Source organism: Pseudomonas sp. GW822-FHT02G04 (assembly GCF_058802085.1).
Map to the genome: position 1 here is coordinate 22,022 of NZ_JBXANU010000041.1, position 14,823 is coordinate 36,844.

At 59.9% G+C, this 14,823-nt stretch carries 13 protein-coding genes and 1 pseudogene; 4 read left to right on the forward strand and 10 right to left on the reverse strand.

The features are described 5' to 3' along the window. Positions 1-147: 147 nt before the first annotated feature. From AC1RO5_RS29710 to AC1RO5_RS29725, 4 genes are read right to left on the reverse strand one after another with little or no spacing between them, the layout of a single operon-like run. Positions 148-1,311, reverse strand: a complete 1,164-nt coding sequence (locus AC1RO5_RS29710) for a DUF4350 domain-containing protein (RefSeq protein ID WP_493179270.1) — start codon at positions 1,309-1,311, stop codon at positions 148-150. Beyond that, on the reverse strand, positions 1,308-2,843 hold the full coding sequence (locus AC1RO5_RS29715; RefSeq protein WP_493179272.1) for a DUF4129 domain-containing protein: 1,536 nt from the start codon (positions 2,841-2,843) through the stop codon (positions 1,308-1,310). Before AC1RO5_RS29715 ends, AC1RO5_RS29710 begins: the two co-directional genes overlap by 4 nt. Further along, positions 2,830-3,807, reverse strand: coding sequence for a stage II sporulation protein M (locus AC1RO5_RS29720; RefSeq protein ID WP_493179273.1), 978 nt, complete (start codon positions 3,805-3,807; stop codon positions 2,830-2,832). Before AC1RO5_RS29720 ends, AC1RO5_RS29715 begins: the two co-directional genes overlap by 14 nt. Beyond that, entirely contained in the window at positions 3,804-4,529 is a 726-nt protein-coding gene (locus AC1RO5_RS29725; protein ID WP_493179275.1) for an RDD family protein, read from the reverse strand. The genes AC1RO5_RS29720 and AC1RO5_RS29725 overlap by 4 nt, the downstream gene beginning before the upstream one ends. Positions 4,530-4,712: 183 nt before the next feature. Between AC1RO5_RS29725 and sbcB the strand changes: the two genes are divergently transcribed. Further along, positions 4,713-6,143 (forward strand): exodeoxyribonuclease I, encoded by a 1,431-nt coding sequence (gene sbcB / locus AC1RO5_RS29730; protein WP_493179277.1) that lies wholly within the window; start codon positions 4,713-4,715, stop codon positions 6,141-6,143. Between the two features lie 98 nt (positions 6,144-6,241). On the opposite strand, the gene mvaT is transcribed toward sbcB, so the two are convergent. Continuing rightward, positions 6,242-6,619, reverse strand: coding sequence for a histone-like nucleoid-structuring protein MvaT (gene mvaT, locus AC1RO5_RS29735; protein WP_007933316.1), 378 nt, complete (start codon positions 6,617-6,619; stop codon positions 6,242-6,244). Positions 6,620-6,946: 327 nt separating this feature from the next. Between mvaT and purU the strand changes: the two genes are divergently transcribed. Then, positions 6,947-7,795 carry a formyltetrahydrofolate deformylase gene (gene purU / locus AC1RO5_RS29740; protein WP_305409997.1) on the forward strand — a complete coding sequence of 283 codons (849 nt, stop codon included), beginning with the start codon at positions 6,947-6,949 and terminating at the stop codon, positions 7,793-7,795. A 63-nt stretch (positions 7,796-7,858) separates the two neighbouring features. Beyond that, a complete protein-coding gene (locus AC1RO5_RS29745) occupies positions 7,859-8,035 on the forward strand; it encodes a hypothetical protein (protein WP_493179278.1) in 177 nt (58 codons plus the stop codon). A gap of 9 nt (positions 8,036-8,044) precedes the next feature. Here the strand turns inward: AC1RO5_RS29745 and gpgF are convergent, their stop codons facing one another. From gpgF to AC1RO5_RS29770, 5 genes and pseudogenes are all read right to left on the reverse strand, one after another. Then, positions 8,045-9,040 (reverse strand): glucosaminyl phosphatidylglycerol flippase, encoded by a 996-nt coding sequence (gene gpgF / locus AC1RO5_RS29750; protein ID WP_493179280.1) that lies wholly within the window; start codon positions 9,038-9,040, stop codon positions 8,045-8,047. Further along, positions 9,037-9,813: an N-acetylglucosaminyl phosphatidylglycerol deacetylase gene (gpgD, locus tag AC1RO5_RS29755; protein WP_493179282.1), complete on the reverse strand. Its 777-nt coding sequence runs from the start codon at positions 9,811-9,813 to the stop codon at positions 9,037-9,039. The genes gpgF and gpgD overlap by 4 nt, the downstream gene beginning before the upstream one ends. After that, the gene (gpgS, locus tag AC1RO5_RS29760; protein WP_493179284.1) at positions 9,806-10,927 is read right to left on the reverse strand and encodes an N-acetylglucosaminyl phosphatidylglycerol synthase; all 1,122 of its coding nucleotides are present in this window, start codon (positions 10,925-10,927) and stop codon (positions 9,806-9,808) included. Before gpgS ends, gpgD begins: the two co-directional genes overlap by 8 nt. A gap of 245 nt (positions 10,928-11,172) precedes the next feature. Further along, on the reverse strand, positions 11,173-11,937 hold the full coding sequence (locus AC1RO5_RS29765) for a methyl-accepting chemotaxis protein (RefSeq protein ID WP_493179290.1): 765 nt from the start codon (positions 11,935-11,937) through the stop codon (positions 11,173-11,175). A 93-nt stretch (positions 11,938-12,030) separates the two neighbouring features. After that, a pseudogene (locus AC1RO5_RS29770) lies at positions 12,031-13,062 on the reverse strand (HAMP domain-containing protein); the annotation flags it as partial. 184 nt (positions 13,063-13,246) lie between these two features. Between AC1RO5_RS29770 and AC1RO5_RS29775 the strand changes: the two are divergent. Continuing rightward, the gene (locus AC1RO5_RS29775; RefSeq protein ID WP_007933307.1) at positions 13,247-14,734 is read left to right on the forward strand and encodes a helicase HerA-like domain-containing protein; all 1,488 of its coding nucleotides are present in this window, start codon (positions 13,247-13,249) and stop codon (positions 14,732-14,734) included. The last annotated feature ends 89 nt before the right edge of the window (positions 14,735-14,823 follow it).

The window sequence follows — 14,823 nt, forward strand, 5'->3', positions numbered from 1 at the left end:
CTAAGATTGATTAATCAGCACCTGCACGTGTAAATCTGCTGGTAGAGCTTTGCGGTCGCAACACGCTGATCTCGTTTGATCGGCTTGTGAAAACCGAACTTGCTCACTTGGTCGCGCGAAGTGTCCGGCCGCTTGTCAGGTGCCAGATCACAAGGCGTTCCTCAAGGTTTGCAGGTGGGCGACCTGACGGCTGAATTCAGCGCTGGACAGCCGCTGTTTCGGTCGCGGGCTCATGGCCTGGCTGATGGCGCGTGTGGGTTGGCCGGTCAGGCGTGCGAGCACCAGCCATTGTTCGGCGACGCCGAGTTGTTCAAAACCTTGGTGACGGTGGCGGACACGGCGCAGGATGTCTTGCTGCAAGGCGTGCAACAGGCTGTGCTGACCGCTGCGGCGCAGCATGAAATCGGCACTGGCTCGCAGGTGTTCCTGAAGATGCCGACGCGCCCTTGGGGCCGGCTCCAGCAACGGGCCGCTGCGCACGCCAACGTGCCAGAAACCCAAGGCGATCAAGGCGATCAGGGCCACCAGGGCTTGGGGAAAGTAACGCCACAACAAGGTCAGTAGACTGTCGTGCTCGGTATTGAACAGCAGGGTCACGTCCGTGTTGGCCGTCAGGTACCACAGCAGCCAGGCGTTGTCGTACTGGTTGATGGCCGGGGTTTTCCAGAGGTCGGCGTCGGTGACCACGGTGATCGAACCCAGCCCGTGGCTCAGCTGCATCATGTGCGTGGCCTTGCCACTGTTGGCCCAGGCCTGGGCCAGGTTTTTCGGATCGTCGAGGTGGAACGCGGTATCGAAGCTGAAGTAGGCCGGCGCCTCTTCGTTTTCCAGATAGAGCTTGGTCAGTTTGGGGTAGGGATCGTCGCGCAGATCGGGTGGCGAGTCCTTGAGGTCTTTGCTCAGGAACTGGTGCAACTGCACCCGGTCGAGCAACAGGTCATTGCTCTGGCCGGTCTTTTCATCCCACAAGGCTTCGGCGACGAATAACAGACGCCCACCGGCCCGGGTCCAGTTCAACACCTGATCGACCTGGCGCGGCGACATGTTCGACCGGTCGCCGAGCAACAACAGGCTGTGCTGACGTGGTTCGAGGGTCGGCAGGATGTCGAGGCTGTTGGCGTGGCTGACGGTCAGGCCCTGTTTGCGCAGAAAATGCTCGGCGGCCAGATAGGGATTGGCCTGGGCTTCAGGGGACGGGCCGTGTTCGATTTGTACCTGATAGGGCGTGGCCTTGAAATACAGGTAAACACCCAACGCGCCCAGAAGCACGACGATGAACACGCCGACCGCCAGCCATGCCCTGCGACTCAACGGACCGCTCCGGGGCCGAACAATGCGCGCCAGCCGTCACACAGTTCCTGTTGCAAATGCGCCGGTGGCAGGCGATGCCCGCAGGCCATGTTTTGCCAGTGACCGGTGAGGTTTTTACTGAAGGCCAGCAACGCCGGTTGCTTCAATTGTTCGACGCGCTGAAGCACTTCGCCTTCGGTGTCGGCGGGTTTGAGCGTCATATTGAAGTCGTTCAGCAAGTGGCTGAGCAAGGCACGATAGAGCAAGCCAAGGGCTTCACGCGGGTTGGTTTGCCAGAGGCTTTCGGCGCTGGCCGCGATATCGGCGGGCAGGGTTTCGCGATTGAGGTCCAGGCCGAATGCCTTCTGCGGCAATGGTCGCGTCACTTTATGGTTCAACGCCGGCCGGCGGCTGACGAACGCCTGCAACCAGTCGCGGTAACGCCAGATCAACAGGCCGAGGGCGCCGATCACCGCGCCCCACAACAACACTTCGATCAGGTTGGCCAATGCGCCGAAACGTTGGCTGTCGAGCAAACTGAACAGCGCTTTCAGCCAGGCGGGTGTTTGACCATTGTCCGTAGCGGGTTTGTCATCGCCAAAACGATAACGCGTGACTGTTTCCTTGTTCTTGAACGGTGGCTGTTCGAGGATGGCCTTGATGCTGTCTCGGGATGCCTGACTGGTCAGCGGTTGCTCCAGCAGACGCGGGCTGTCCGGTGACATGTCCGGTTCGGCGGCCCAGACGCTTTGCCCCGTCGGCACCAGCACAAACGCCGCCAGCAGTAGCGTGATGACTGCGCTGCTCAGGCGTTGACGCAAGCGGCGGAACACCAGTTCGATGTCCCAGGCTTCCAGCCGTGTGCGCCGGTTCAGGTAAAGGCTGAAACCACAGGCGACATAAATCGGTTCCCAGACCACCAGCACCAGGGCGTAAAAAGCATTGGTCAGGTGTTCCAGCCAGCGCCAGTCTTGTGTGGCGGCGGCAATCAAGGTCTGCCAGCCCCAGTCGAGTTCGACCTGCAGCGGCAAGAGCATGTAGAACAGCACAATCAAGCCGATCCACAACGCGCTTTCCAGGTGCACGCCGATGATCGTCAGCCACTGCGCGGCACCGGCATTGCGCTGCAACAGCACGCGTAAACGTTGTTGTCGTGCTTCGCCCTCCAGGCCTTCGAGTTGCACCACCGGCATCAGAAAACTGCGGCTCAGGCTCAGGCGGCGCCAGGTCAGGCTGGCCAGCAGTTGCGGCGGGAGCAGGCGTGGCCATTGGCGCAGGGCCTGCTTCAGCGTGGGTGTTTCGCCGAACATGGCTTTGGACAGGATGTACAGCGGCAGCCGATCGAACGCCGGTTTGAGCCACCAGAACAGGAACAGGGCGAGGGAGGGCGAATCCCACAGCATCAGGCTGAGCAGGGTAAAGATCGGCAAGGTCACGATCGCCCAACTGGTCATCAACAGGCGTCGATGGCGCTGACTCAGCAGCACCCCCAGGTCCATGGCTTCCCAGTTTGTGCGTGGGCGAATCACTGCACTGGCGTCACTCAGGCGCATGGCGGGTCCGTCCGGCAAACAGCAGATAAGTCGCGACCAACACCCAGAGCGCTGCGCCGACCAGGTATTTGGTCAGCGGCGTGACTCCGGTCCGCGACGACCAGTAGGCTTCTATAAACGCTGCAATCAACAAAAACAGCATGACCCCGCAAATCAGCAACACGCTCTTGCTCGCCGCCACTCGCAGGGCTTCGGCACGGGGCAAACGACCCGGCGCGATCAACGCCCAGCCCAGTTGCAGGCCGGCGGCACCGGCCAGGGCAATGGCGCTCAGTTCGAAGGCGCCGTGCCCGATCACGAATGACCAGAAGGTTTGCCCGTAGCCGATGTGCGTCAGGTGCCCGGCCACCGCACCGATCATCAAGCCGTTGAAGAACAGGAAAAACGCGCTGCCCAGGCCAAACAGCAAACCGCTGGCGAAGGTCTGAAACGCGATGCCGATGTTGTGCATGATGTAGTAGCCGAACATCACCCAGTCTTCACTGGCCGCCCGTTCTGCCAAGCGCCCCAGATGACCGGCGACGGGGTCGTACATGCTTTGCATCTCACTGACCTGCTCGGCCGGGATCAGGTTGTAGACCAGGTCCGGGAACAGATACACCAGCAGCCCGATGCCAGTCAGGCTGCCAAAAAATATCAGGCTGGCGGCAAGCACGAAACGCCATTGTTCGCGCACCAGGCGCGGGAAATCGGCAAGGATGAAGCTCAGTACATTGGCCCTCAGCCAACTGCGATGCCGATAAAGCTGTTGATGCCCGCGCAGCACTTGTTGCTGTAGCGAGTCGACCAAAAAGCTGCTGTAACCACGTTCCTGAGCCAGGGCCAGGTGTTGGCAGAGCCGTCGATAATCGCTGGGGAAGCTGGCGACTCGCGAGGTTTCCTTGCCTCGTTCCAGCCGTTCGAGCATGAGTGCAAACTGCTCCCATTCGGTCTTGTGGCGGCTTTCGAAAAGGCTTTGCTTCATGTCGGGCCCAACAGGCCGCGGGCGATGCCGTTGAGTTCGGCCACGGCCTGCGGCGCAGAAACGTGCAGCGGTTGCGCGAGTATCGAGGCGAGTTCGCCTGCCCGCGCCTCGGAGAGTTCACCCTGGCGCTCGGCAAACCCGAGGATGGCGCGTTGCTCGGTCAGCGTCAGCGCGAAAGCGGCACGGCGTGGCGGGGCATCGGGCAACTGCGGTCGGGTGAGCGGTTGTTCGCGGTAGATCACCAGCGTACCGGCGGCCAGGTCGCCGAGGCGTTTGAAGGTGGGATGTTGCAGGCAACTGATAGCCCCGAGGAAATAGCCGAACGGCAGCATGTCGACAAATCGCAACAGGTTGCGCAGCAAGGACGCGGACCAGCCGATGGGGGTGCCATCGTTGTGCACCACGCGCAGTCCCATCCATTGCTTGCCCGGCGAGCGCCCCTGATTGAGCACCTCGAACAGCACCATGTACCACCAGCTCACCACGAACAGCAAAATCGAGCCAAGCCCTGCACCGAGCTTTCCGAGAAACGCCAGCACCATAAACAGCAGGCCCAGGATCAACCCGCGCAGGCCCAGGTCGATGGCGAACGCCAGCGCACGGACCATCAACCCGGCCGGGCGCAGTGGCAAGTCGATGCCTTCGGGCGTTTCGACCTGATACCGCGTATCCAGTGGCGGGGCCAGCGTTGCTTTCCGTGGCAGTGCTGTGGTCTCGAGCATGGGCAACCTTGATGTGGCCGGTTTGCGATTCGATGTCCGTTCGATGCTAGCAGCCTCGCGGGGGGAAACGACATAACTATGTATTGCACGGTGCGTGGCCAGAGGTGATTGAATGACAAGAACTCTGGTCGGGGCAGCCTGTGAGCGCCTAGACTTCGCCGGTCTTCAGTTCAGGAACAACCCGTGACCTCGATCTTCTGGTACGACTACGAAACCACTGGCATCAACCCCCGTTGCGACCGTCCGTTGCAAGTGGCGGGGATTCGCACCGACTTCGATCTCAATGAAATAGATGAGCCGGTCAATCTCTACTGCCAGCCCAGTGACGACATCCTGCCGCATCCGGCGGCTTGCGCGATCACCGGTATCACGCCTGGCCTTCTGGCCGAGCAAGGTTTGAGCGAAGCCGATTTCATGACACGGGTGCATGCCCAGCTCGCTATGCCCGGCACTTGTGGGGCGGGCTACAACACGCTGCGTTTCGACGACGAGATGACCCGTTACAGCCTGTATCGAAACTTTTTCGACCCCTACGCACGGGAGTGGCAGGGCGGCAACAGCCGCTGGGACCTGATCGACATCGTGCGCGCGGCTTATGCGTTGCGTCCTGATGGCTTCGTCTGGCCCACGGATGACGAAGGGCGGGTGACGCTCAAGCTCGAACGCCTGACCGCCGCCAATGGCATCGATCACGGGAATGCCCACGAGGCGCTGTCGGATGTTCGCGCCACCATCGCCCTGGCGCGTCTGATTCGTGAAAAGCAGCCGAAGTTGTATGACTGGCTGTTTCAGTTGCGCAGCAAACAAAAGGTGATGGACCAGATTCGGCTGTTGCAGCCGATGGTGCATATTTCCGGACGCTTTTCGGCGGCACGCCATTATGTCGGCGTGGTACTGCCACTGGCCTGGCATCCACGCAATCGCAACGCACTGATTGTCTGTGACCTGCACCTGGACCCTCAGGGGCTGCTCGATCTGGATACCGAAACCTTGCGTCAGCGGCTTTATACCCGCCGTGACGATCTGGCCGAAGGCGAACTGCCGGTGCCGCTCAAGCTCATACACATCAACAAGTGCCCGGTCGTGGCACCGTTATCGGTACTTCGTCCTGAAGATCAGCAACGTTTGGGGCTGGACATGGCGCTCTATCAGGAACGGGCGCTGCGGCTAAGTGCCGCACAACAACTTTGGCAAGATAAAGTGTCGGGAATTTATGCCCGCGAGGATTTCGCCGCAAGCCTGGACCCCGAGCAACAGTTATACGATGGTTTTATCGGCGATCGGGATCGGCGTCTATGTGAGCAAGTCAGAGCCGCCGACCCTGCGCAATTAGCACAAGAGCAGTGGCCTTTCGATGATGAACGCTTGCCCGAATTATTGTTTCGTTATCGCGCACGCAACTTTCCCGATACGTTGAGCCTGGAAGAGCAAGAGCGCTGGCGAATATTCTGTCAGCAACGTTTGTCCGCACCGGAGTGGGGCGCTCCCAATACGCTGGAAAGTTTTCTGACAGCTGCCGCCCAATTGACGATTAGTCCTACATCGTTTCAGCAAGAGGTTCTGGATGAATGGCAGATTCATGTCCAGGCATTACGCAAACGTTTGAATATTTGAAAACGAAAATGACTTGCGCTTGAATTCCGGGCATAAAAAAACGCCAGCATTTGCTGGCGTTCTTTTGGTCGCGGATCAGTCTGCGACGCGCTTGCGGCTTAGCCCAGCAGGGTAGCCCAGCCTTCAACCACGTCACCGCCCCACTTGGCTTTCCACTCTTTCAGAGTTTTGTGATTGCCACCTTTGGTTTCGATGACTTCGCCGTTGTGCGGGTTTTTGTATTGTTTAACTTTGCGAGCACGCTTGGTGCCAGTAGTTTTTACTGCGCCGCCACGTGGAGCCTTGGTTTTGGACTCTGGATCCAATAGGGCAATGATGTCACGCAGGGATTTGGAGTATTCGCCCATCAGGGTGCGCAATTTGCCTTCGAATTCCAGCTCGGTTTGCAGTTTGTCGTCTTGGGACAGGTTCTTCAAACGGGCTTGCAGCTCTTTGATAGCTTCTTCGGTGGCGCGATATTCGTTGATCAAGGACATGGGGACTACCTTATGTTGGCGCTGGATGACAGGGTGACAGTGCGACAATAATAGTCAGGGTGTTTCATCAAGTAAACATTTAACCGAAGTTTTACTTAAATTAGTTGCGGTGAATAGGACACACATTGGAGAGACAGTTAAATAGCGTCACAAATATTCACAGTTAACCTCTTGAAGACTGGCTACTAGAGCACCATGCACTGGCGTATGGCACCGCCGGAACCTGTGCCGACGACCGCAATCCGCGGCCGCGCGTCATCAATACTGCAGTTTTGCTGCGCAATCGCTAGAATGGCGGCCTTTGCGAAGTTCTGGAGTTTCCCCCTCATGCGCACTTTTCGGCTGGTGATTGCTTGCCCGGACCGCGTCGGCATCGTTGCTAAAGTCAGTAACTTTCTGGCGTCACATAACGGCTGGATCACTGAAGCGAGCCATCACTCGGACAATCTCAGTGGCTGGTTCTTCATGCGTCACGAAATTCGTGCCGATTCGCTGCCTTTCGGTATCGAAGCCTTTCGCGAAGCGTTTGCACCGATTGCCCAAGAGTTCTCGATGGACTGGCGCATCACTGACACCGAGCAGAAGAAGCGCGTGGTGTTGATGGCCAGCCGTGAGTCCCATTGCCTGGCTGACTTGTTGCACCGCTGGCACAGCGACGAACTGGATTGCGAAATCGCCTGCGTGATTTCCAACCATGACGATTTGCGCAGCATGGTCGAGTGGCACGGTATTCCTTACTACCATGTACCGGTCAACCCGCAGGACAAGGAGCCGGCCTTCGCCGAAGTCTCGCGCCTGGTTAAACAGCACGACGCCGAAGTGGTGGTACTTGCTCGTTACATGCAGATTCTACCGCCCGATTTGTGCAGCGAATATGCCCACAAAGTCATCAATATTCACCACAGCTTCCTGCCGTCGTTCGTTGGTGCCAAGCCGTATCATCAGGCTTCGATGCGCGGTGTGAAGTTGATCGGCGCCACTTGCCACTATGTAACCGAAGAGCTGGACGCTGGTCCGATCATCGAGCAGGACGTGGTGCGCGTCAGCCACAGCGACAGTATTGAAGACATGGTGCGCTTCGGTCGTGACGTCGAGAAAATGGTGCTGGCTCGTGGTCTGCGTTATCACCTGGAAGACCGGGTGTTGGTGCACGGCAACAAAACCGTCGTGTTCTGACAGCCGCTGTTGATCGTTCCCATGCTCCGCGTGGGAACGATCCGGGTAAAGAGGGAAAAGACCATGGCCGATCCGCTGGATAACGCCGTTTCCAGGGCGCCCGCCACATTGGGCGAGGGCTGTTTGAGCCGCTACGATCCGGACGACCTGAGCCCCGAAGACGGCACGGAGTTTCCCGGCGCCGCCGAGTTGTGGGAGCAGTTGCAGGACGACTCTGACGATACAGCCGGGGGCGCCTGAAAAGATCTTTCAAGCTTGCTTGAACTTCATCAACTTCTTCAGCAATGGCCGCCCGAGCATCAGCAGAAACACCAGGCCACCGACCACCAGATAGAAGTAATAGGTCACGGTCCGCCAGATCAGAATCGCCGCCGCCGCGGTGGATTTCCCCACCATGGGCGCCAGCAGCGCCGCCGATGTCAGTTCCGCCGCTCCGGCACCGCCCGGCAACAGACTGAATTGCCCCGCACTCAATGACAGCATCTGGATCAGAAAGCACCAGGCCCATTGCAAGTCCACGCCCAGCCCGCGTAACGCCAGATACAGCACGCTATACCGCAAGACCCAATGCAGGCAGGTCAGGGCAAACACCGTGATCAACGTCTGAAAGGGTAACTTCAGTGTGTCAGTGAACGCCGCCAGGAAGTGCAGGAGCTTTCGCGCCCAACGAAGCCGGGTCGCTTCCTTGACATTGAGACGGGCGAGCAACCGACCGCTCAGGCGAATCAGCGAACGGTGGCAGCGAGCCATCAACACACAACTGAACAGCCCGCCGAACAACGAGATGGCGCTGACGGTCAGCATCCATTCCAGGCGCTGACTGAGGTGCTGGAACAGTGCATAAATCAGAATCCCGCACAGCGCGCAGAGAAAAAACAGCAGGTCGCTCAACTGGTCCATGGCGAACACGGCGCTGCCTCTGGCTGGCCGCACGCCGTGGCGCGCCAGCAGGGCCATGATGGTCAGCGGTCCGCCGCTGCCGCCGGGGGTGGCGCAGTAGGCGAACTCGGCGGACATCACCACCCCGAGGCTTTTCAGGCGGCTCACCTTGTCACGCTGATCGCCCAGCAACAGGCGCAAGCGCAGGGTGTTGAGCATCCAGCACAGCAGGATCATGCCGAACATGATCAGCAGCCATTCCAGCGGGAAGCGTTGCAGCCGTGACCATGTCTCGCCGCCGCCCAGCAACGACGGGATGAGCACTGCAGCGAGCAGGGCGACGACCAGCAGAATCCCGCGGCTCATGCGGCGCGACCAATGAGGTCGCGTTGCTGTGCCAGCCAGTTGGCCTTGGTCATCGGCACACGGCCCTCGTCGAGCAAACGCTTGAGGAGTTGCAGCCAATAATGACGCGAGAACTCATGGCGCATGTCCACCGGGTGCAGACCGAGGCGAATCACCGGCGCCTGGCGCCAGCGTTGTTCGCGCTGCTCGCTGACCAGCCTGGACAAACCCCGGCGCCAGGCACTGCGCGCGCTCCAGACCAGGCCTGGGGCATCGATTGCAGTGAAGTCCGGCAGACGATACAGATGCTGCGAGTCGCTGGTGTAACTCAAGGGCAACTGGCGCAACGCCTGACGGGTGCCTTCGCTCATCAGCCAGGCGGGGGCGACGAAGCCTTCGAGCGGCCAGTTGTAACGATGGAATACCTCGATTCCGGCGCGCAGGCGGGCGAGGGCGGCTTCAAGAGGCAGGTCGTAGAACTCGCCTTCGTGGGTATAGATCCGGCGCATGAACCAGTCTCGGGGAGTGGTGGGAATTGGCCCTTCATCGCAATGGAAGTAACCGTGCAGTGCCAGTTCGTCGCCGCGAGCGACACGACGGCTCAGCAAACGTCGAAACTCCGGATGTGCGTCAAGGTCGTTATGTTTGTGAAAATTCGGCACCACCAGCCAGGTCATCGGCACTGTACCCAATGTGTCGACGGCTTCGACGAAGGCCTGGTAATCGGGCCAGGTCTGCGGCGCAACGTCGTGCAGCACCAACAACAGACTGGGTGTGTTCATGGGCTCAGCCATTGGCGATCAGCGGCCATTGAGTACCGAGTACGGCGTGATAGTGCCCCAACAGGCTGTCGACCACCGCGTCCCAGGCGTAATGCCGCTCGACATGCCGGCGGGCCTGTTTGCCCAACGCGGCGCTGCCTTGGCTGAACAGTTCGCGAACGGTGTTGGCCATCGCCACTGGATTGTTCGGCGCGCAGAGCAGGCCGCATTGATCGGTGACAATCTCCTGAAAAGCCCCGGCCGCCACGGCCACCACGGGAATGCCACTGGCCATGGCTTCGAGAACCACCAGGCCGAAGGTTTCCTGATCGCCGGCATGCACCAGCGCGTCGGCGCTGGCCATCAGGCGCGCGATTTGCGCTGCCGGGCAGAATTCATCGAGAACTGTGACATTGCGCGGCACCAGGGTCGGCATCGACGAGCCCACCAGCAACAGGTGGTAACGACGGCCCAGGCGTTTCATGCAGTTGAGCAGCACCGGCAGGTTTTTTTCCTTGGAACCACGGCCGGCGAAGATCAGCAGGTGAGTGTTTTCATCGATGCCCAATTCGGCCCGCAGGTCTGGATCCCGTGCGTTGGGGTTGAACGTTTGCAAGTCGACGCCCAGGGGTTGTACGAAAACGTTCTTCACCCCCAACCCGATCAGTTTGTCGGCCATGACCTGGCTTGGCGCCAGAACACGGTCGAAGTTGCCGTAGAGCTTGCTGACATAAGCTTCGACATTGGGGGTAACCCAGTTGCCCATGCGATTGCTGACTAGCATCGGCAGGTCGGAGTGATAAAAACCAATTACCGGCACATCGAGTTGCCGCTTGGCGTCCAAAGCCGCCCAGGCAGTCAGGTAAGGGTCGCCGACTTCGATCAAGTCAGGCTGTAAATCCTGTAGAACATTGCGCCACGGCGCGAGACGGAGGGGGAAACGATAGCCCTTGCCGAAAGGCAGGGCCGGGGCCGGAACCGTGTAAACGCCATCCTGTTCACTCAAATGAGCCCCGGGGATCAACAGGCTGTGGCAAATGCCCGGCTTGCTGCCCAGGCGACGGTGCTTGGCATCCAGATACGTGCGCACGCCACCGCTGGCAGGGGCGTAGAACATGGTTATGTCAGCGATATGCACGATGAACATCCCTCCGGGTCCGTTGCTCTCCCTTTGGTTGACCTATATGAAGGATAGATGTTCGGTTGGGGTTTTGCGGCGAAGCCAAGGGCTTTAGACCGTTGTGTGGCGAGGGAGCTTGCTCCCGCTCGGCTGCGAAGCAGTCGTAAAATCAGCCGGTGTGTTCAATCTGGCACACCTTTGATCCCGATTTTGGGGTCGCTTCGCGACCCAGCGGGAGCAAGCTCCCTCGCCACAGTGTCTGTGATCAGACGTTAGATACGGAAACTGCCTACCAATTGCTTCAATCGCGAAGCCTGTTGCTCGAGGTCCGAGCACGCCCGCAAGGTCGATTGCAGGTTTTCCACGCCCTCCTGGTTCAGCGTGTTGATCTCGGTGATGTCGACGTTGATCGACTCCACCACCGCCGTCTGTTCCTCGGTCGCCGTGGCCACCGACTGGTTCATGCCGTCGATTTCGCCGATGCGCAACGTCACGCTGTTCAGGCGCTCGCCGGCCAGGTTGGCGATTTCCACGCTGTCCTGGCTGTGGCGCTGGCTGTCGCTCATGGTACTGACGGATTCGCGGGCGCCGACTTGCAGCTCCTCGATCATGCTCTGCACCTGTTGCGCCGATTCCTGAGTGCGGTGCGCAAGGTTGCGCACCTCGTCGGCCACCACGGCAAAACCGCGTCCGGCTTCACCGGCCCGCGCCGCTTCGATGGCGGCGTTGAGCGCCAGCAGGTTGGTTTGCTGGGAGATGCTGGTGATCACTTCGAGAATCTGCCCGATGTTCACGGTTTTGCTGTTCAGCGATTCAATATTGGTGCTCGAAGCGCTGAGCATGCTCGACAGCTGATTCATCGCGGCAATGCTGCGGTCCACCACTTGCTGGCCGTCTTCGGCCAGGCTGCGGGCGTCGCTGGCCTGATTCGACGCTTGCGCTGCGTTGCGGGCGATTTCCTGAGCAGCGGCGCCGAGCTGATTGATTGCCGCGGCGACACTGCTGGTACGCGAAGCTTGCTGGTCGGAATTGAACATCGACGAGTTCGAGGCAGCCACCACCCGCAAGGCCACTTCGTTGACCTGGCCGGTGGCCGAGGACACTTCGCGGATCGACGTATGAATCCGTTCCACGAAACGGTTGAACGCCGTGCCAAGGATGCCGAATTCGTCCTGATTCTGGATGGTCAGGCGTTTGGTCAGGTCGCCTTCACCGTCGGCGATGTCTTCCATGGCGCGGGTCATCACGTGCAGCGGCTGGATCAGCAGGCGGATCAACATGCCGAGCAAGCCAATGATGATGGCCACCGCAATCAGGGTCGCGATGATCGCCGAGGCGCGGAACTCGCTGAGCGTGGAGAAGGCTTTGTCCTTGTCCACAGAGAGGCCGATGTACCAGTTGACCGAGGACAGTCCCTTGATCGGGGTGAAGGTCACGATGCGGGTTTTGCTGTCGACTTTGATCTCGCTCGGCTGATTACCGATGACGGGCGTGTCTTGCGGGTAGACGTCCTTGAGGTTTTTCATCGCCAGCGCTTTGTCCGGGTGAACCAGGATCTTGCCATCGGCGCTGACCAGGAACGCATAGCCCATGCCGTTGAAGTCCAGCGCGTTGAGGCTGTCGGTGATCACTTGCAGACTCAGGTCACCACCGACCACGCCGATGTTCTGACCGTCCTTGAGGACGCTGTCGACGATGGAAATCACCAACTGGCCAGACGCCAGGTCGATATAAGGTTCGGTCAAGGCAGAACCGCTGGTGCTTTGCGCGCTCTTGTACCAAGGGCGGGCGCGAGGGTCATAGCCGTCGGGCATCTTGCTGTCCGGACGGATAATGAAGGTGCCATCCTTGTTGCCCAGGTAGGCGCCCATGAAGGTCGATGTGACGGCCTTCTGTTCCAGCAGTTTGGCGACGTTGCCGGTCTCGGCGTTCAGGGCAACGGTCTGTGACAGGTTTTCGATCAACAGGCTACGACCCGCCAGCCAGGTCTGAATGTTTTTGGCGGTGACGTTACCCATTTCCTGCAGGTAATTGTCCAGATCGCGGCGTATCGCATTGCGCTGCAAATAGTCGTTGTACAGCGTGAACGAAGCGAATGCGGCGATAACGATCAGGGCGGCGGCAAGCAGTATTTTATGGCTGAAGCGCAGGTTTTTATTCATGGCTTGTGGGTCCGCTAAGGTCTTATTGTCCAGGGCGTGCTTTTATAAAGGCGCGCAAAATGGGCAGGGTTGAAAGTAAGCTGATATTTCCGTCTCTCCTTAGGGAATTACCGACGCTATTTTCAGTCTGGTCTCTCGGTTGTTATCGGCCATGAAGGATCAAAGATTAACCAGGGGTGACAAAATGCCTGACTCATCGCAACTCGTTATCGGCGCTGACCTCGCGGGCCAGCCAATCGCCCAGGCCATGCGCCTGGCGAACCGTCACGGTTTGGTAGCGGGCGCTACCGGGACCGGTAAAACCGTCACGTTGCAGCGCCTGGCCGAAGCTTTCAGCGATGCAGGCGTGGCGGTGTTCGCGGCGGACATCAAGGGCGACCTGTGCGGCCTGGGCGCCGCCGGCAACCCTCAAGGCAAGGTCGCGGAGCGGATCGCCGGCATGCCCTGGCTGAACCATAAGCCTCAGGCGTATCCGGTAACCCTATGGGATATTCACGGTCAGTCCGGTCATCCATTGCGCACCACCTTGAGCGAAATGGGGCCATTGCTGCTCGGCAGCCTGTTGGAGCTGACCGACAGTCAGCAATCGGCACTTTATGCCGCGTTCAAGGTGGCCGACCGCGAAGGGCTGTTGCTGCTGGATTTGAAAGATTTGAAGGCGCTGCTCAATCACCTGCGGGATAACCCCGAATTACTGGGCGATGACGCGGCGCTGATGACCACCGGTTCCAGCCAGGCACTGTTGCGCCGTTTGGCGACGCTGGAACAGCAGGGCGCCGAAGCGTTGTTCGGTGAACCGGCACTGCAACTGGAAGATATTTTGCAGCCGGCGATGGACGGTCGCGGGCGCATCCACTTGCTTGACGCCAGCCGTCTGGTGCACGAAGCGCCGAAGGTCTATGCGACGTTCCTGCTGTGGTTGCTGGCCGAATTGTTCGAGCAACTGCCGGAACGCGGCGATGCCGAGAAACCGCTGCTGGCGCTGTTTTTCGACGAAGCGCACTTGTTGTTCGCCGGTACGCCCAAGGCGTTGCAGGATCGTCTGGAGCAAGTGGTGCGGCTGATCCGTTCGAAAGGCGTGGGCGTGTATTTCGTCACCCAATCGCCGGGCGACTTGCCGGATGATGTGCTGGCTCAGTTGGGCCTGCGTGTTCAGCATGGCTTGCGCGCGTTCACCGCCAAAGAGCAGAAATCCCTGCGTGCAGTGGCCGAGGGCTTCCGGCCGAACCCGGCATTTGACGCCTTGTCGGTGTTGACTGAGCTGGGCATCGGCGAGGCGTTGGTCGGCACCTTGCAGGACAAGGGCACGCCGGGGATGGTTCAGCGTGTATTGGTCGCACCTCCGCAATCGCGGATCGGGCCACTGACCGAGACTGAACGCACCGTGCTGATTGCCGGTTCGCCGTTTAAAGGGCGATATGACAAACCGGTCGATCGCGAATCGGCCTATGAAGTGCTGATGGGACGCAAGGGGTTGGCGCCGGAGCCTGAAACCGCGCCGGGCAAACCTGCACCCGAAGAGCCGAGTTTCACCGAGCAGGCCGGAGAATTCCTCGGCACGGCGGCAGGACAGGCGCTTAAATCGGCGATGCGACAGGCGGCCAATCAATTGGGCCGACAATTGGTACGTGGGTTGATGGGGTCATTGCTTGGCGGTAGCAAACGCCGCTGAATGGATCGGAATGCAATCGCCTGTTGTAGGAGCGGGGGGGGGGGGGGGGGGGGGGGGGGGGGGGGGGGGGAGGGGGGGGGGGGGGGAGG

Bases quoted from the DNA above. Each gene is read 5' to 3' on its own strand.
- AC1RO5_RS29715 (WP_493179272.1), bottom strand. From the start codon at position 2,843: ATGCGCCTGAGTGACGCCAGTGCAGTGATTCGCCCACGCACAAACTGG.
- AC1RO5_RS29720 (WP_493179273.1), bottom strand. From the start codon at position 3,807: ATGAAGCAAAGCCTTTTCGAAAGCCGCCACAAGACCGAATGGGAGCAG.
- AC1RO5_RS29725 (WP_493179275.1), bottom strand. From the start codon at position 4,529: ATGCTCGAGACCACAGCACTGCCACGGAAAGCAACGCTGGCCCCGCCA.
- mvaT (WP_007933316.1), bottom strand. From the start codon at position 6,619: ATGTCCTTGATCAACGAATATCGCGCCACCGAAGAAGCTATCAAAGAG.
- purU (WP_305409997.1), top strand. From the start codon at position 6,947: ATGCGCACTTTTCGGCTGGTGATTGCTTGCCCGGACCGCGTCGGCATC.
- AC1RO5_RS29745 (WP_493179278.1), top strand. From the start codon at position 7,859: ATGGCCGATCCGCTGGATAACGCCGTTTCCAGGGCGCCCGCCACATTG.
- gpgF (WP_493179280.1), bottom strand. From the start codon at position 9,040: ATGAGCCGCGGGATTCTGCTGGTCGTCGCCCTGCTCGCTGCAGTGCTC.
- gpgD (WP_493179282.1), bottom strand. From the start codon at position 9,813: ATGGCTGAGCCCATGAACACACCCAGTCTGTTGTTGGTGCTGCACGAC.
- gpgS (WP_493179284.1), bottom strand. From the start codon at position 10,927: ATGTTCATCGTGCATATCGCTGACATAACCATGTTCTACGCCCCTGCC.
- AC1RO5_RS29765 (WP_493179290.1), bottom strand. From the start codon at position 11,937: ATGTTCAATTCCGACCAGCAAGCTTCGCGTACCAGCAGTGTCGCCGCG.
- AC1RO5_RS29775 (WP_007933307.1), top strand. From the start codon at position 13,247: ATGCCTGACTCATCGCAACTCGTTATCGGCGCTGACCTCGCGGGCCAG.